The sequence below is a fragment of the Citrobacter sp. B72 genome (assembly GCF_016894305.1).
In the GTDB taxonomy this organism is placed as follows: Bacteria; Pseudomonadota; Gammaproteobacteria; order Enterobacterales; family Enterobacteriaceae; genus Citrobacter; species Citrobacter portucalensis.
The window spans coordinates 800,132-816,645 of the sequence record NZ_CP069801.1; the positions used below are offsets into that span (position 1 = coordinate 800,132).

At 49.7% G+C, this 16,514-nt stretch carries 15 protein-coding genes and 1 tRNA gene; 5 read left to right on the plus strand and 11 right to left on the minus strand.

Features of this window, described 5'->3' with window-relative positions; all coding sequences use genetic code 11:
• Window positions 1–5: 5 nt before the first annotated feature.
• The 7 genes from arsD to JQN59_RS03905 form a co-directional block, all read right to left on the minus strand.
• Window positions 6–368 (minus strand): arsenite efflux transporter metallochaperone ArsD, encoded by a 363-nt coding sequence (gene arsD, locus JQN59_RS03875; protein ID WP_075847416.1) that lies wholly within the window; start codon window positions 366–368, stop codon window positions 6–8.
• Between the two features lie 47 nt (window positions 369–415).
• Entirely contained in the window at window positions 416–766 is a 351-nt protein-coding gene (gene arsR, locus JQN59_RS03880; RefSeq protein ID WP_075847418.1) for an As(III)-sensing metalloregulatory transcriptional repressor ArsR, read from the minus strand.
• Between the two features lie 806 nt (window positions 767–1,572).
• A complete protein-coding gene (locus JQN59_RS03885) occupies window positions 1,573–3,057 on the minus strand; it encodes a hypothetical protein (protein WP_075847420.1) in 1,485 nt (494 codons plus the stop codon).
• Complete coding sequence (locus tag JQN59_RS03890; RefSeq protein ID WP_047660531.1) at window positions 3,029–4,090, minus strand: nucleoid-associated protein; 1,062 nt, start codon at window positions 4,088–4,090, stop codon at window positions 3,029–3,031. The genes JQN59_RS03885 and JQN59_RS03890 overlap by 29 nt, the downstream gene beginning before the upstream one ends.
• 212 nt (window positions 4,091–4,302) lie before the next feature.
• The gene (locus JQN59_RS03895; RefSeq protein ID WP_131380048.1) at window positions 4,303–5,559 is read right to left on the minus strand and encodes a tyrosine-type recombinase/integrase; all 1,257 of its coding nucleotides are present in this window, start codon (window positions 5,557–5,559) and stop codon (window positions 4,303–4,305) included.
• Between the two features lie 193 nt (window positions 5,560–5,752).
• Window positions 5,753–5,828: transfer RNA gene (locus JQN59_RS03900), tRNA-Phe, on the minus strand.
• 105 nt (window positions 5,829–5,933) lie between these two features.
• Entirely contained in the window at window positions 5,934–6,641 is a 708-nt protein-coding gene (locus tag JQN59_RS03905; RefSeq protein WP_048215570.1) for a DUF554 domain-containing protein, read from the minus strand.
• Window positions 6,642–7,109: 468 nt separating this feature from the next.
• Here JQN59_RS03905 and JQN59_RS03910 point away from each other — a divergent pair, with 468 nt between their 5' ends.
• Window positions 7,110–9,245 carry an ornithine decarboxylase gene (locus tag JQN59_RS03910; protein ID WP_128611708.1) on the plus strand — a complete coding sequence of 712 codons (2,136 nt, stop codon included), beginning with the start codon at window positions 7,110–7,112 and terminating at the stop codon, window positions 9,243–9,245.
• A gap of 52 nt (window positions 9,246–9,297) precedes the next feature.
• Here JQN59_RS03910 and JQN59_RS03915 read toward each other — a convergent pair whose 3' ends face one another.
• The 4 genes from JQN59_RS03915 to mutY form a co-directional block, all read right to left on the minus strand.
• Window positions 9,298–10,554 carry a nucleoside permease gene (locus JQN59_RS03915; protein WP_008785778.1) on the minus strand — a complete coding sequence of 419 codons (1,257 nt, stop codon included), beginning with the start codon at window positions 10,552–10,554 and terminating at the stop codon, window positions 9,298–9,300.
• Between the two features lie 210 nt (window positions 10,555–10,764).
• Window positions 10,765–11,850: a membrane-bound lytic murein transglycosylase MltC gene (gene mltC / locus JQN59_RS03920; RefSeq protein ID WP_008785777.1), complete on the minus strand. Its 1,086-nt coding sequence runs from the start codon at window positions 11,848–11,850 to the stop codon at window positions 10,765–10,767.
• Window positions 11,851–11,936: 86 nt separating this feature from the next.
• Complete coding sequence (locus JQN59_RS03925) at window positions 11,937–12,206, minus strand: oxidative damage protection protein (RefSeq protein WP_003027126.1); 270 nt, start codon at window positions 12,204–12,206, stop codon at window positions 11,937–11,939.
• 27 nt (window positions 12,207–12,233) lie between these two features.
• The gene (mutY, locus tag JQN59_RS03930) at window positions 12,234–13,286 is read right to left on the minus strand and encodes an A/G-specific adenine glycosylase (RefSeq protein WP_128611816.1); all 1,053 of its coding nucleotides are present in this window, start codon (window positions 13,284–13,286) and stop codon (window positions 12,234–12,236) included.
• Between the two features lie 160 nt (window positions 13,287–13,446).
• On the opposite strand from mutY, the gene trmB reads away from it, so the two are divergent.
• The 4 genes from trmB to ansB all read left to right on the plus strand — a co-directional run bounded on the left by trmB (window position 13,447) and on the right by ansB (window position 16,496).
• The gene (gene trmB / locus JQN59_RS03935) at window positions 13,447–14,166 is read left to right on the plus strand and encodes a tRNA (guanosine(46)-N7)-methyltransferase TrmB (protein WP_003825406.1); all 720 of its coding nucleotides are present in this window, start codon (window positions 13,447–13,449) and stop codon (window positions 14,164–14,166) included.
• The gene (locus JQN59_RS03940; RefSeq protein WP_003027115.1) at window positions 14,166–14,492 is read left to right on the plus strand and encodes a YggL family protein; all 327 of its coding nucleotides are present in this window, start codon (window positions 14,166–14,168) and stop codon (window positions 14,490–14,492) included. Before trmB ends, JQN59_RS03940 begins: the two co-directional genes overlap by 1 nt.
• A gap of 49 nt (window positions 14,493–14,541) precedes the next feature.
• Window positions 14,542–15,261 (plus strand): DUF2884 domain-containing protein, encoded by a 720-nt coding sequence (locus JQN59_RS03945; RefSeq protein WP_003825409.1) that lies wholly within the window; start codon window positions 14,542–14,544, stop codon window positions 15,259–15,261.
• Between the two features lie 188 nt (window positions 15,262–15,449).
• Complete coding sequence (gene ansB, locus JQN59_RS03950) at window positions 15,450–16,496, plus strand: L-asparaginase 2 (RefSeq protein ID WP_149608185.1); 1,047 nt, start codon at window positions 15,450–15,452, stop codon at window positions 16,494–16,496.
• Window positions 16,497–16,514 lie beyond the last annotated feature (18 nt).

A 16,514-nucleotide genomic window follows, 5' to 3' on the forward strand; every position in this document is an offset into this window, starting at 1 on the left:
ACATATCAGCAACAGGAAGTATTACCACCACAGCAACTGGTGGGAGCTAACCCTACCCTCTCCAGCGGTATACCAAACCAGCGAGCTATCTCAGCACGTTTTGGGTACCGCCCTGCCATCACCGTTTCGCCATCCAACAGCAGTAGCGGAAGCCCTTCTGCTCCAGATGCTTCCAGGAATGCTTTCGCTTTCTCGTTCTGAACAAAGCTCATAGGCTGCTGTGCCAGATTGTAACGTTCAACCTGTACGCCACGTCCTTTCAGCCACTGCGCATCTGCAGAGAAATCAACCAGAACCTGATCGACATCTGAACCACATACGCCGGTACTGCAGCACATTGCCGGGTCAAACACCGTTAACGTTTTCATTCCAAATACCTCACATTCGAAAAATCATATGTGTTCAGGCAAATTTTTTAGATGCAAACAGTCTTACCGCTACCAGAGCAGTTTGCCGATGCCAACTTACGGGCGATGGCCTGTACGTCGTCCTGTTGGCTTAACCAGGCCTGCTCAATCACCTGAGCGGCCCAGGAAGGAATATGCGGGGATAAGCGGTAGTGAACCCACTTGCCCTGTTTGCGATCCTGCAATAATCCACTTTCACGTAGCATTGCCAGATGACGGGAGATCTTGGGCTGCGACTGATTCAACGCCGTGCAAAGATCGCACACGCATAGCTCTCCCATCTCCCTGAGCAGCAACACGATGCTCAGACGGGTTTCATCGGAGAGGTTTTTGAAGAGTTGTAAAGAAGTGAGAGACATCAAACCTCCAGAGTATTTACCTACAGGATACTCGGTATGAACCAAAATTCAACTAATATACGGAAAATCATATGTGTTTTTTCAAACAGAGTCGATCGCACCAAAAATTTGTGCTTAGGATAGTATTAAATTACATTCTGTGCTAATAATAACTTTATTGATAATTGAAAAACTTAGTGGACCATCAATAATTACCTTTCAGGCAGGGAAAAATCCTTTTCTACTATTCGAAACACCCATTCCTACGAATTCAGTATATTTTAGATTTTCCTTTAGTAACGGAGATGGTTCTTCATTTTAAAGAACTATTATCTGTCCTAATGTAGTTTCGTTTCCTGGACATAAATAGAAACGTTCTTTGATGCTTTTATCTAAAATTTCTTCATCTTCATTATCCACTAAATGCTTTGGTTATTTATAATTAACCACTGGGAGCCAATAATCAGAAAATCTGAGGTAGGGTAACCATTATTAATTCCCTTTTCCGTCAAACAATCATGAATGCAGTTAAGAAAAGCCTTCTTTTATCTTTGCCGAAAAATATGTGTTGACGATGGTTTGCATAAAGCAATTCTACTTACTAATAAATCCCTAATGGCTTTATGCTTAGTTCTTTTTGTTTTCTTTGCTACCTCAGCAAGACGAGCGCTTAAACTATCTATTTTTTTTCATCGTTCTCCTGTTTACTGAGAAGAAGATATTATTACCCGATCAAAATGAACTTCTGTTTAGCAACCTGAGGACTGATTACCATACGTGTTGTCCATTATCAGAGCCAGCTATGATCCCTGGTTGTTTTATTCCAGTCATGAAGGATAGACAGTAAAACCGTTCGGACTGCGCAGAGCCCACGGGGGAGTCAGAATCTGTAACGCACTCATAACCCAGGTGTAGCCCGACTGCAGGAGCATACTGAGTGACCAGAATTCACTTGCTGCAGCTGTAAGTAATAGCGTGACCAGAATGAGCACAATGGCCGATGTTATTCGCTCAACCCGGTGATATGACCGTATTGCGGCCTTTACGGGAAAACCTGCCAGTTCCTGATAATCCTGTTCATCCAGAAAACCATATAACTTACTTCTCCAGATGGTTCTGTTTTTTTCCAGCAGTGAAAGGGCATGACGGTTGATATAGACCGACATTCCGTATGAGATGGCGATATACAGGGCCAGTGCACAAAATGCCAGGGCATACACTTTTTGCGGGCCACTTTCCTTCAGGGCCTCCAGACTGTAGCGAAGGACCAGAGTGCTGATGACCAGAGCCATATCTTTCCACAACGCGGAAGACAGATCCCGCGACTGCTGCAAAATTTTTTGGGTGTCCTCTGTCAGGCCTTTTCGCAAATCACCCAGTGATTTCAGGGTGTCTTTTCCCCCTGTCCGGATATGGGCCTTGTAGAGCAGCCGGGCTGACTCCAGTGCCGGGGGAAGTCGACACACAATGCCTTCACAAAACGTGACACCCTCAGGCCATTCTCTGGCCAGTTCACTGGAGAGAAAGGTATGTTTAAGCTCTGTTTCATTTCCTTCAAGAAAAATCCATTTTGCCGTTTCCTGAATGACATAAAAGGCGGGCAGGGCCGCATGTTCTTCTCCGAATGGGATTTTTCGCGGCGGTTTTCCTGATAGTCCGACCTTTTTTATTTCGGCGGCAAAAAGCTCATTGACGAAACATTTCAATAACTCCCGGCAGGCGAGTGATGCCCAGAGCCTCATTGGTCCGTCTGTCAATTTGTCTCCGGACACTAAGATCCAGGGGGCTATAGTATCCGGAGGAAGAAAGTCGGTCGAAAAGCATCTGATGATACTTTTTGTGACGGAGGTTGTCTGGGGAATAACGTCGATGCCACTCTCCTCCGGGTGCATTTTTTCCCACGGCTCGACCTTCCACTGTTGTGTTTCAAATGCCTCGCTGACGAACAGGGCGTAGATAAGGCGATACTGACGAAGCCCAGGATCCCCGAGTAAAAATGTACGCCACCCTTCAGGGGTAAAGAGTCGCAGAATCCCGGGAATCTCATCGCTGATGATAGTGATAAAGTGCTTCTGACCGGGGATACCCTGCGCAGGGTGGATATCATCCCGGCTGTCATCAACAAAGGTGATCCGGAGGTTTTCGGAATCAGCATCTGTCACTTCCCCCCATAACTGAAGGGTGTCATTATCCATGGTACCGGAAATGAACAGTTTCCGGGTGGTTGTCTGCTGATCCTCCGTGATCACCAGATCAGATGCGCGGCGTGAGCAGTCAATTGCCTTACCGATTTTTTCCAGTATCGATGTCATCTGTCACCAGCCCTGCAGTCACTATCACTATACGTTTTCGCCCGTCTTCCATCGTTTGGATGTCCGGGGCATTATCCTCATCGTAGATAACAATAACATCTTCCAGAGTTTCCAGTTTTCTTTTCCGTGGCTTAGGGATGTTCTCAGGGGTGATCCGGAAAGATTCACCTGAAATTCCCAGGTCTTTTATTTTACGGGTAAAGGATTTGACCAGTGGATGATCTTCTTCCATTGGCCCAAAAATCTGGTTCAGCAGGGAAAGGGGCTCATCGGTGTTAAAATCCTGCGCCCCGTGATGTAGCGTTTCATAAATCTTGTTAACACCGCTACGTCTGATGTCGTCCGGTAACAGGTCGCGGTGCTTTTTGAAGACATCCTTGAGTGCGGCAACCAGTTTGTCGCTGAGGTCGGTTGTATTGTTGACGCGCTGTACCTGTAGAAAACGCTCAAAATAAACGGAGATATTGGTTCGTTTGCTGCGATCCCGTACAACAACTTGTCCACCCTGAGCATCTGCCGTCAGGCGGACCAGAGCAATTTTCTGCATGGCTTCTGCTTTCTTGACGAAGCTTTCGCGGAAACGTTCGAGTCTGGGAACCTGAAACTCGTTCCCCTCCGCATCCAGCACGTAACGTACCACATCCTCATTATCATATTTAATGAGAGCAAACAGTTTCTCATCGTTGAGGGCGTGAAGCTCAAAAAGAAAAAATACTCCCATACTGGCATTTTTTGTGTGGTGGTGAGACTGAAAATCGTTTGCCAGAAAAGTGGACTGTTCAGTGAAGCAACTGGTATCAGTATCGGCATTGTTCCTTATGAGGCGAAGAATACGTTCGGTATTGGACAACTCCGTAAACCGGAACATGTTACCGCTTAATGCAGACTTAATCCGTTCCAGAAAAAAATCGACGTGTTCAGGTGGTGATATTTCACTGAGCAGCACGGGGATCTCCAGTTCTCCACCAACGACATGAAAAATCATTCGTTTTATTGTCAGTGCATTAATTTCTTCATCCGTTAAAAAACTCATAGTGATATCTCGTTATTTTGTGTCTTATCTTATCGTTAATTGCTGTGACCTGCTTTAAAGCAGGTAGTATAGATAATCCCCAGGACATACGTAACATATTTCAGCACAGGGTCCGGTGTCAGTGAGTCATCAACCCCTCTGTGAATAAAGGTATACAGGGAAAGGAAAAAAAGAAGGAAACATTCTCCCGGCATCCTTGCCGGGAGAATGGATTATAAGTGTTGTTGTCTGATGTAATCGAAAGGTGAGACCGGATTTTCACGGTTTGCATCCAGAAAATCAGCCCACCATTGCAGCATCAGCCTGCGCTCATCCAGAAATTCCGCTTTATGGATATACGCGGCACGAACACCGTTACGCTCCTGATGGCTCATTTGTCGCTCCACAGCATCTTTTGACCACAATCCTGACTCAATCAATGAACTGCATGCCATTGCCCTGAAGCCGTGCCCACAGACATCGACCTTTGTATCATAGCCCATAAGACGCAGCGCGTTATTCACCGTATTTTCACTCATGGGTTTCCACGGATTGTGATCGCCAGTGAAAATCAATTCATATTCCCCGCTGATGGTGTGGATCTCTTTCAGAATATCCAGTGCCTGAGTGGAGAGCGGTACCAGATGTTCTGTTCGCATTTTGGATCCACGATGGGAATACTTAACCCCTTCAATAGGTTTTCGTTCCGGAGGAATGGTCCACATGGCTTTCTCGAAGTCTATCTCAGTCCACCGGGCAAAGCGTAGTTCACTGGAACGGATGAAGATAAGCAGGGTGAGTTTGGTCGCCAGTCTTGTAAGGGGCTGGCCTTTGTATGCATCAAGATGTTCAAGGAGTTCTGAAATACGACTCAGGGTAAGAGCAGGGCGGTGCTGGCGTTTCACCGTCGTTAAAGCACCAGCCATATCCACAGCAGGGTTATAGCTGATAATGCCTGATTGGGCAGCATAACGCATAATTGCTGTGATACGCTGCTGAAGGCGGGCTGCAATCTCATATATCTCTTTGGCTTCGGCAGCCTTTACGGGAACAAGTAAATCGGGAGTTCTGAGGGTGGTGATATCGCGTAAACCTATATAGGGAAATACGTGACCCTCAAGACTTTTGAGCACCTTCTCGCTGTGAGTTTCGGACCATTTTTTATTGCTCTTATGCCATTGACGGGCAACGAGCTCAAAAGTATTTATGGCCTCCGGTGCTGCTTTCTTCGCTCTGCGTTGCTCGCACGGGTCAATGCCATCAGATATGAGTTTTCTGGCCTCATCGCGTTTTTCGCGCGCTTCTGACAGTGAGACTTCGGGATACTGACCAAGCGCCAGTGTTTTCTCTTTGCCGAGATGACGATAGCGCAGCCGCCAGTACTTTGAGCCGTTAGGGTGAACAAGCAAAAACATGTTATTGGCGTCGGCGAGTTTGTAGGATTTTTCGTCCGGCTTTGCTGCCCGGATCTTAGCGTCAGTCAGTGCCATAGCTGGTTTCCTGGGTGATTTGAGGGTACACCGATTATCGAACCAGACTATACCCTCATTTGTACCCTCGCAAGGGACTTGATGCGGGTAGAATTTGGTTGAGTTCAGTGGAATTGGGAGATTCGCGAGACACTGATTTTGGTGGGCCTGGAATGCAAAAACGGACCTCCGTGGAGGTCCGTTGATATGAATTTGGTGCCCGGACTCGGAATCGAACCAAGGACACGGGGATTTTCAATCCCCTGCTCTACCGACTGAGCTATCCGGGCAACGAGGCGCATTAAACCCGATTCGCTTCGCTTCGTCAACGAAATTTCTTCAAATCAATGCAGACTGCACAATCTATCACCACATTGTTGCTATTGCACGCATTCTCAGGCAAAAAATGCCGTCCACGCGGCGGAAAGCGGCATTGCCAGCAGAAGGGCAGGAAGCATATTCACAACCGCAAACATTTTGATTCCACAAATACGTAAACCGGTTGCCAACAACAGCAGTCCACCTACGGCGCTGAAATCGGCCATCATGGCTGGCGTCGTTAGGGGCAAAATCATTGCCGCGCAGGTGGCAAGCGTTAACTGGATTGCCAGCATTGGTACACAAATTGCCGATACCGCGATACCTAATGAACAGGCAAAAATGATGGCCGTGAAGAAATCAAGAAACGACTTGGCGATTAAAATATTTGGATCGCCGGTCATCCCTTCATGTATTGCCCCGAAGATCCCGGTACCACTGGCGCAAAATAGCACGATGATGGCCACATAGCTCTGGATGAAGGATTCGTGCGTGGTGTTGGCATCCGACCGGGTGAAAAGCTGCTGCGCTTTGGCAACCGCGGTATTGATCCCTTTTTCCAGATAACAGAACTCACCAATTAATGCACCGACCAACGTAGCCAGGACCATCACCGGTAGGTTAGCGCATTTGATAACCAGCAAAATACCAATTCCCAAAGAGCACAATCCGAATATGGAGGTCATGGAGGCACGAATGCGTTCCGGTAAATGCTGGCTGAGTAGTGCGCCGAGAACACCACCAAATAAAATGGCGCCAGCATTAATAAAGGGTCCAATTACCACGTTTGCTCCTGCATACCCATTATCGTCTTGATGCTAAAGGCAATTCTCTGGGTAAAATATGTTTTCAGATTGCATTATTATGCCGCGATTGACAGGCGGATTGCTTGTTTATCTGTGAGGTTCAGGCTCCGGATTTTATCTTGCGCCTGAAAGTGAAAGGTGCCATGATTGCGCGAATTTTCTCCTGTCTGAATGGGGCTGCCTGGGATGATATTACTCCCCCTACATCGCCTTCAACATCGCCTTTTTGCGCGACGTTTGCCCCTTCCTGCGACTTATCTTTACGCTCCCACCATGCGGTGAGGGCAGCGCACGCTCACTGCAGGATAACAGTAAAATCAGAGGCTATCTGCTTTTACTGATGTCTGGCGGTCGGGGCTGGTAACCAGTTTGACCTGTCATTTCGTGGGCAAAGCAATATGGCTTTGTCCGGGACTTTTGATTTTCCCGAAACGGGTTATTGCGCTTATGAAATCAATGAAAATTGCCGCCAGTGGAGAACTGGTTTCTCGTTTGTCCAGCCATCGTCAGGTGGTGTCGCTGGACAGTACTGATTTTACTGACGTTGCGGCAGTCGTCATTACCGTTGCGGATAGCCGCAGCGGGATCCTTGCTTTGCTGAAACGCACCGGTTTTCATATACCCGTGTTTCTGTTCGCAGAGTCGGATGTTGATCTGCCGGCGGGCGTGAATGCGGTCATTCGCGGTCAGGCGCAGGACTGGCTGGAGCTGGAGTCTGCTGCCTGTCAGTATGAAGAAGATTTGCTGCCGCCGTTCTATGACACGTTGACTCAGTATGTCGAGATGGGGAACAGCACATTTGCCTGCCCAGGACATCAACACGGTGAGTTCTTTAAAAAGCATCCTGCGGGGCGCCATTTCTACGAGTTCTTTGGCGAGAATCTGTTTCGCGCGGATATGTGCAACGCCGACGTTAAGCTTGGCGATCTGCTGATTCATGAAGGCTCGGCGAAACATGCGCAGAAATTTGCCGCGAAAGTTTTCCACGCGGATAAAACCTACTTTGTGCTGAACGGCACCTCTGCGGCCAATAAAGTAGTAACCAATGCGCTGCTGACGCGCGGCGATCTGGTGCTGTTTGACCGTAATAACCATAAGTCGAACCACCACGGTGCGCTGATCCAGGCGGGTGCGACGCCGGTGTATCTGGAAGCGGCGCGTAATCCGTTTGGCTTTATTGGTGGTATTGACGAGCACTGCTTTGATGAGGAGTATCTGCGCCAGCAACTTCGCGAGGTTGCGCCGCAAAAGGCCGATCAACCGCGCCCGTTCCGTCTGGCGATCATTCAGCTCGGCACCTATGACGGTACGATCTACAACGCCCGGCAGGTGATCGACAAGATCGGTCATCTGTGTGATTACATCCTGTTTGACTCCGCATGGGTCGGTTACGAGCAATTTATTCCGATGATGGCCGATGGGTCACCGCTGCTGCTGGAGCTTGATGCTAACGATCCGGGGATTTTTGTCACCCAGTCGGTACACAAACAGCAGGCCGGATTCTCGCAAACTTCGCAGATCCACAAAAAGGATAACCATATTCGCGGTCAGGCGCGGTTCTGCCCGCATAAGCGTCTGAATAATGCATTTATGCTGCATGCTTCCACCAGTCCGTTTTACCCGCTGTTTGCGGCGCTGGACATTAACGCCAAAATCCATGAAGGCGAGAGCGGCCGTCGGCTATGGGCGGAGTGTGTGACGCTGGGCATTGAGGCCCGTAAAGCGATACTTACCCGCTGCAAGATGATTCAGCCGTTTATTCCCCCGGTAGTTGATGGCAAACCGTGGGAAAGCTATCCGACGCAGGTGATTGCCAGCGAGCGCCGCTTCTTTAGCTTTGAACCGGGTGCTAAATGGCATGGTTTTTCCGGCTACGCGCGTGACCAGTATTTCGTTGACCCTTGCAAACTGCTGTTAACCACTCCAGGCATTGACGCACAAACCGGGCAATATACCGAGTTTGGTATTCCGGCGACGATTCTGGCGCATTACCTGCGTGAAAACGGCATCGTACCGGAGAAATGCGACCTTAACTCGATTCTGTTCCTGCTGACCCCGGCAGAAAGCGCAGAGAAACTGGCGCAACTGGTGGCGATGCTGGCGCAGTTTGAGCAGCATATTGAAGACGATACGCCGCTGGCAGATGTGCTGCCCACTATCTTCAACAAGTATCCGGTACGCTATCGGGATTACACGCTGCGTGAACTGTGCCAGGAGATGCACTCACTGTACGTCAGCTTTGATGTGAAAGATCTGCAAAAAGCGATGTTCCGTCAGGAAAGTTTACCTGCCGTGGCGATGAACCCACAGGATGCGAACAGCGCTTTTATCCGTGGTGATGTTGAACTGGTGCGGATTAGTGAAGCAGCTGGCCGCATTGCGGCGGAAGGTGCGCTGCCTTATCCTCCGGGCGTGCTGTGCGTGGTACCGGGCGAAGTATGGGGTGGGGCGGTACAGCAATATTTTCTGGCGCTGGAAGAGGGCGTAAACCTGTTGCCAGGCTTCTCGCCGGAGCTGCAAGGTGTTTACAGTGAAACGGATGCAGACGGTATTAAGCGTCTGTATGGATATGTGGTGAAGTAAGCGCAAAAAAAGCGGGTTACCTTTTGGCAACCCGCTTTTCTCTGCGTAAACGTTAGTGCGCGATAGTCTGTGTGCCTGCTGGAACGCGTACGTGTTTGTATTTAAACAGCGCAACGAAGGCAAAAGCCAGAACCAGCGAGTAACCTGCGAAGATCAACCACACGGTCTGCCAGTCGGTAATACCGTTCAGCGTATAGTGTTCAACGACTTTACCGCTCACCAGTCCGCCCAGAATACAACCGAAACCGTTGGTCATCATCAGGAACATACCCTGTGCGCTGGCGCGGATTTCAGGGCGTACTTCTTTCTCCACGAACACGGAACCAGAGATGTTGAAGAAGTCGAAGGCGCAGCCGTAAACAATCATCGACAGAACCAGCAGCACGGTACCGAACGGCGTTGGATCGCCGTAGGCAAACAGGCCGAAGCGCAGCATCCACGCCACAATACTGATAAGCATCACGTTCTTAATACCGTAACGGCTTAAGAAGAACGGGATGGTCAGGATAAACAGCGTCTCGGAAATCTGTGAAATCGACATCATCACCGATGCGTGTTCCACGATAAAGCTACCGGAGAACAGTGGGTTGTTATCGAAGCTGTGCAGGAAGGTGTTACCAAACATATTGGTAATCTGCAGCTCTGCGCCCAGCATCATTGAGAAGATGAAGAAAATCGCCATACGCTTGTTTTTAAACAGCGCGAAAGCATCCAGACCGAGCATTGATGTCCAGCTCTGGTTTTTCTGCTGATTGGCAACCGGAATATGCGGCAGCGTCAGGGTGAACAGTACCAGTACCAGGGACAATGTCGCACCGATGTACAGCTGCATATGGCTCAGTTCAAAGCCGGAGAAGCTCACTGCCCACATCGCCAGAATAAAGCCGATGGTGCCCCAGATACGAATTGGCGGGAAGTCGGTAACGATATCCATCCCGGCAGATTGCAGGCGATAGTAGGAGATGGTGTTGATTAGCCCCAGTGTTGGCATATAGGCCAGGGAGTTAAGCAAGATCACAAAGAACATGGCCCCTGGCGTGGTGACTTCGGCTGCGGCAAACAGCGTTCCTGCGCCGACCAGGTGGCAAAGGGCGTAAACCCACTTCGCACTGATCCATTTATCGGCCACGATCCCTAACAGCGTTGGCATAAACACGGCGGCGATCCCCAGCGAGCTATACACCGCGCCAATGGATGCACCATCGAATTTAAGGGTGACAAACATATAGGAGCCGAGGGTAGTGAGCCAACTACCCCATAAGCAGAACTGCAGAAACGAGAGAACTTTCAGCTGCAGCTTAAGATTCATGTTAATTTCCTCACACCGTAATGCGGATGAATGTTTTAAAAGGCACATTTGCCGTGGCTATATGATGTGATTCTATCAATGAGAGGCACTCTTTTTTTGTTACCTGTGACAAATATTTGCAAACAATTTCTGATTGCAAAGCAAAAGAGTGATGGAGTTAACATTTTTGGTGCTTCAGGCCCCCGTTTTAGGGGGCTGAAGAGGAATACATTAGCGGCGTCGATAGGATTTTTGTGCGGAATTGACCTTGTAAAGGTATCGGCGTGATTCAGCAGAGGGATGTCGGGTGGTCAGCGTTTGATAAACGTCACCTGGAGACATGCTGTTAATGATATTCGCGGCCTGAATTTTATCGTTCGAGAACACGCGCAGCACGCTGCCCGCACCGCCGTTGTACGCGGTGATTACCGCATAGCGGCGTGAGGTCGGATTATCGATACCACCTAAATAGACATTGTTGAGCATTGCCAGATAGGCCGTGCCGGTATCAATGTTGCTGGCCGGATCAAACAAGAAGCTACGGCTTGGTGTGCCTGAGCGCCCTTGTGAGCGGAACACATCTTTCCCGGCGCTGTGCTGTACCACCTGCATCAGTCCCAGCGCATCGGCATGGCTCACCGCATACGGGTTAAACGAGGATTCGGTTTGCATGATAGCCAGAATCAGCGACTCGTCGACGCCATACTTACGTGAAGCCTGACGCACCATGCCAACGTATTTATGCGCGCGCTTATCAAGGTGGTTCGGCACCAGATTGATCGTCACGCTATAGATGATACGCAGGCCATTGCTGCGGCTTTTAAGTCGTGTTTGCAGCAGGTAGTTGGCAAAGTTGGTGGCACGCCCCTCCCAACGAATGGGCTGGCCGGTATTATCAACAACCTGTCCGTACAGGAATGGCTCTTTGGAAATCTTAATGTCGTCGACATCGGAATAGAGGTCGATAGAACCCGGATCATCGCCCATCAGCAATGTCTTGATAATCGCCCGACGCAGGTGTCCGGCGGGATCTGTCCCGGCAATGGTCTCGACGGTTATCGTACCGTCATCAAAGTTGATGTGGCTGCGGGTTTGATACTGATCGGTATACTTGACGTAGTCCTTCGGACCCGCAATCAGCACTTCCTTAAATCCCCACAAATTCTCAATATTATGGGCAAATTGCCCCATCAGAATATCAAAACCGTTGGTATCCTTGACCCAGGCTTCGTTATAGGAATCGCCTTTTTTGGTCGAACTGGAACAGGAGATGAGCAACGGCGCAATAACGGCAAGCGCGAGAAATTTTTTCATCATTCCGGGAGTGCGTGTTGTGTTTGTTGTTTGCAAGGACCAGATTAAAACGTAGGCCGGATAAGCGCAGCGCCATCCGGCAACGGTTCTTATGATTCTGGCGTATAGCCTTCAATATGCACATCCTTACCTTCAAACAGGAAGTTAATCATCTCCTGTTCCAGTAACTTACGGTGTTCGACGTTCATCATATTGAGTTTTTTCTCGTTAATCAGCATGGTCTGTTTATGCTGCCATTGCGCCCATGCTTCTTTAGAAATCTCGTTATAAATGCGTTTTCCCAGATCGCCCGGGTACAGCTGAAAATCCTGGCCTTCTGCTTCGCGTTGCAGGAAAGTGCAAAAAATCGTTCTGCTCATAAAAAGTCCTCTCTATCGTCCGGTACGTTAAACGTGTGTACCGGCACGTAATTGCTGTAACAAACGCTCCACGGGAGCCGCCAGTCCGACCGACGGCGGTTGCGCTAAGTTATACCAGAGCGCGTTGCCTTCATCCATGCATGAGGTGAATGAAGACACGGGAAGCCACATAGGCACAATATCTAAGTGGAAATGGCTAAAGGTATGGCGAAACGCATTAAGTTGGGTCAGATTATCTGCGTTAATTTGTCGTTGCGCCAGCCAGTTGCGCAGTCCATCTTCGTCGTCAAACTGCGGAAAACAGTATAAACCACCCCATAAGCCGCTGGGCGGTCGCTGTGCAAGCAGCACTTCGTCATCATGCTGCATCAGTAAAAAATAGCCCGTTCGTTCCGGTAGCGTCTGTTTGGGCTTTTTACCGGGATACAACGCCCAACTTGCATTGGCGCTCGCCACACAGCCATTTTCCAACGGACACAGGGAACATTTAGGTTTTGAGCGCGTACAGACCATTGCGCCTAAATCCATCATCGCCTGATTAAAACGCTCAACACCCTGGGCCGGCGTAACTTGCTCGCTCAGCTCCCACAGCTTCTTTTCGACCTCTTTTTTACCCGGCCAGCCGCTTACAGCATAACAGCGAGCCAGCACGCGTTTGACGTTACCGTCGAGAATCGGAAAATGCTGACCCAGAGAGAGAGAAAGGATCGCGCCTGCGGTTGAACGTCCGACGCCAGGTAGGGCGGCTACTTCATCAAAGGTTTGCGGAAATATACCGCTATGCAGCGTCACAACCTGCTGCGCGGCTTTATGCAGATTACGCGCACGGGCGTAATAACCCAGCCCGGTCCACAAATGCAGAACTTCATCCAGCGGCGCATGGGCCAAATCCGTTACCGTTGGGAAGCGCGCCATAAAGCGCTCAAAATAGGGGATAACGGTCGCAACCTGAGTTTGTTGCAGCATTACCTCAGAGAGCCATACTTTGTAAGGCGTCTTGTCAATTTGCCAGGGCAGCGTTTTCCGCCCGTATTTGTCGTACCAGCTCAAAACCTGAGCCGAAAATTGAGACGCTTGCATGATTACCGTTTCATTATTGCCGGGGGCAAGATTGCAGCACAGCGGCAACGGGGTGTAAACCGGAACTTTCCGCTGCTCACTTTCTTCCTTTACTTGCATCCGGCAACTAACTTTGGATAATGCCCGTTTTCAGAACTCAAACACAGCAGACTAAACTTTTATGAAGAACGACGTCATTTCACCGGAATTTGATGAAAACGGCCGCCCTCTGCGCCGGATTCGTAGTTTTGTTCGTCGCCAGGGGCGACTGACGAAAGGGCAGGAACACGCGCTGGAAAACTACTGGCCGGTGATGGGCGTTGAGTTCAGCGAAGAGCCTGTAGATTTCGCAGAACTGTTTGGCCGTGACGCGCCAGTCACGCTGGAAATCGGTTTTGGTATGGGAGCGTCGCTGGTTGCAATGGCGAAAGCGCGTCCGGAACAGAATTTCCTCGGCATTGAGGTTCACTCACCTGGCGTTGGTGCGTGTCTGGCTTCAGCCCATGAAGAGGGTGTCGAGAACCTGCGCGTCATGTGCCATGATGCCGTTGAAGTCCTGCATAAAATGATTCCTGACAATTCTTTATCTATGGTTCAGCTGTTTTTCCCTGACCCGTGGCATAAAGCACGTCATAATAAACGCCGTATCGTTCAGGTACCGTTTGCTGAGCATATCTTAAGTAAGCTGAAGCTGGGCGGCGTGTTCCATATGGCGACCGACTGGGAAGCGTATGCGGAGCACATGCTTGAAGTGATGTCCTCGATTGACGGGTATAAAAACCAGTCAGAGAGTAACGATTATGTACCGCGCCCGGAATCGCGCCCGGTAACCAAATTTGAACAACGTGGTCATCGTCTTGGCCACGGCGTATGGGACTTAATGTTCGAGAGGGTGAAATAATGGCAAAGAACCGTAGCCGTCGTCTGCGTAAAAAGATGCACATCGAAGAATTCCAGGAAGTAGGATTTTCGGTTGCATGGCGTTTCCCGGAAGGTACATCTGGAGAGCAGGTCGATCAAATCGTTGATGACTTTATCAATGAAGTCATCGAACCGAACAAGCTGGCTTTTGACGGCAGCGGCTATCTGGCCTGGGAAGGTCTGATCTGTCTGCAGGAAATCGGCAAATGCACCGAAGAACACCAGGCAATCGTGCGTAAGTGGCTGGAAGAGCACAAACTCGAAGAAGTGCGTACCAGCGAACTTTTCGATATTTGGTGGGACTAAGTAGCACAGGGTCGGCAAATGCCGACCCGATTTGTATTGAGGGAAAGATATGATGCGCAAAACGCTGCTGGCGGCAGTCCTAACGTTCACGGCGATGGCCGCACATGCAGATTACCAGTGCAGCGTCACCCCGCGTGACGATGTGATTTTGAGCCCACAAACGGTGCAGGTGAAGGGCGAGAATGGCGACCTGGTTATTACCCAGGCTGGCGATGTCACCTTCAACGGTAAACAGTACAACCTGAATGCCGCACAGCGTGAGCAGGCCAAAGATTATCAGGCGGCGTTGCGTAGCAGCCTGCCGTGGATCGACGAAGGTGCCAGAGCGCGCGTAGAGAAAGGTCGCGTGGCGCTGGACAAAATCATCGCCAAAGAGGTCGGTGAAAGCAGCAACATGCGTGGCCGCTTAACCAAGCTGGATGCGCAATTGAAAGAGCAGATGAACCGCATCATCGAGCATCGAACTGATGGCCTGACTTTCCATTATAAGGCGATTGATCAGGTCCGCGCGGACGGACAACAGCTGGTTAATCAGGCGATGGGCGGCATTTTGCAGGACAGCATCAACGAAATGGGGGCGAAAGCCGTGCTCAAAGGCGGTGGTAATCCACTGCAGGGCGTACTCGGAAGCCTCGGTGGTTTGCAGACCTCAATTCAGAACGAATGGAAGAATCAGGAACAAGACTTCCAGCAGTTTGGCAAAGATGTCTGTTCCCGCGTTGTGACGCTGGAAAACGATCGTAAAACGCTGGTTAGCACTCTGAAATAATCTTCACCTCTTATTAACGGCACAGAAACATTCTGTGCCGTTTTATTTTGTATATTTCTGTTTTTTTGATATCCATCTCTAAGAACGGCAATTTGGTGGAGATATAAATCTGGTTAATTGGAACTCGTCACATTATTCATCTGTAGGATAGACATAATGCTGCAAATTCAAGTAACTGGAGAAATAACATGGAGTTTTTCAAGAAAACGGCACTTGCCGCACTGGTTATGGGTTTCAGCGGCGCGGCGCTTGCACTGCCAAACATCACCATTTTAGCGACCGGTGGGACGATTGCCGGCGGCGGTGATTCCGCGACAAAATCTAACTACACGGCAGGCAAGGTTGGCGTAGAAAGTCTGGTTGAGGCCGTACCTCAATTGAAAGATATCGCTGTCGTTAAAGGCGAGCAGGTGGTGAATATCGGCTCCCAGGATATGAATGACGAAGTCTGGTTAACGCTGGCGAAAAAGATTAATACCGAGTGTGATAAAACCGACGGCTTCGTGGTAACACATGGTACGGATACCATGGAAGAAACCGCCTATTTCCTCGACCTGACCGTCAAGTGTAACAAACCGGTGGTGCTGGTCGGCGCAATGCGTCCGTCTACGGGTATGAGCGCTGATGGCCCGTTTAACCTGTATAACGCAGTAGTAACTGCCGCAGACAAAGCCTCTGCCAACCGCGGAGTGCTGGTGGTGATGAACGACACCGTTATGGATGGTCGTGACGTGACTAAAACCAACACTACCGACGTCGCTACCTTCAAATCCGTTAACTACGGCCCGTTGGGTTACATCCATAACGGTAAAATCGACTACCAGCGTACGCCTGCGCGTAAGCACACCACGTCTACTCCGTTCGATGTGTCTAAGCTGACCGAGCTGCCGAAGGTTGGAATTGTTTATAACTACGCTAACGCCTCCGATCTGCCGGCAAAAGCGCTGGTGGATGCGGGTTACGCCGGGATCGTCAGTGCGGGTGTAGGTAACGGTAACCTGTATAAAACCATTTTCGATACGCTGGCAACCGCCGCGCATAAAGGTACCGTTGTAGTGCGTTCATCCCGTGTACCAACGGGCGCCACTACACAGGATGCAGAAGTTGATGATGCAAAATACGGATTTGTGGCTTCAGGTTCCCTGAACCCGCAAAAAGCACGTGTTCTGCTGCAGCTTGCGCTGACTCAAACCAAGGATCCTAAGCAGATCCAGGAAATGTTTAATCAGTATTAATCGATGAAGGTGGCTGCG

Bases quoted from the DNA above. Each gene is read 5' to 3' on its own strand.
- JQN59_RS03895 (WP_131380048.1), bottom strand. From the start codon at position 5,559: ATGGCACTGACTGACGCTAAGATCCGGGCAGCAAAGCCGGACGAAAAA.
- mutY (WP_128611816.1), bottom strand. From the start codon at position 13,286: ATGCAAGCGTCTCAATTTTCGGCTCAGGTTTTGAGCTGGTACGACAAA.
- JQN59_RS03945 (WP_003825409.1), top strand. From the start codon at position 14,542: ATGATGCGCAAAACGCTGCTGGCGGCAGTCCTAACGTTCACGGCGATG.
- JQN59_RS03885 (WP_075847420.1), bottom strand. From the start codon at position 3,057: ATGACATCGATACTGGAAAAAATCGGTAAGGCAATTGACTGCTCACGC.
- ansB (WP_149608185.1), top strand. From the start codon at position 15,450: ATGGAGTTTTTCAAGAAAACGGCACTTGCCGCACTGGTTATGGGTTTC.
- mltC (WP_008785777.1), bottom strand. From the start codon at position 11,850: ATGATGAAAAAATTTCTCGCGCTTGCCGTTATTGCGCCGTTGCTCATC.
- JQN59_RS03940 (WP_003027115.1), top strand. From the start codon at position 14,166: ATGGCAAAGAACCGTAGCCGTCGTCTGCGTAAAAAGATGCACATCGAA.
- arsR (WP_075847418.1), bottom strand. From the start codon at position 766: ATGTCTCTCACTTCTTTACAACTCTTCAAAAACCTCTCCGATGAAACC.
- JQN59_RS03925 (WP_003027126.1), bottom strand. From the start codon at position 12,206: ATGAGCAGAACGATTTTTTGCACTTTCCTGCAACGCGAAGCAGAAGGC.
- JQN59_RS03890 (WP_047660531.1), bottom strand. From the start codon at position 4,090: ATGAGTTTTTTAACGGATGAAGAAATTAATGCACTGACAATAAAACGA.
- JQN59_RS03910 (WP_128611708.1), top strand. From the start codon at position 7,110: ATGAAATCAATGAAAATTGCCGCCAGTGGAGAACTGGTTTCTCGTTTG.
- trmB (WP_003825406.1), top strand. From the start codon at position 13,447: ATGAAGAACGACGTCATTTCACCGGAATTTGATGAAAACGGCCGCCCT.
- JQN59_RS03915 (WP_008785778.1), bottom strand. From the start codon at position 10,554: ATGAATCTTAAGCTGCAGCTGAAAGTTCTCTCGTTTCTGCAGTTCTGC.
- arsD (WP_075847416.1), bottom strand. From the start codon at position 368: ATGAAAACGTTAACGGTGTTTGACCCGGCAATGTGCTGCAGTACCGGC.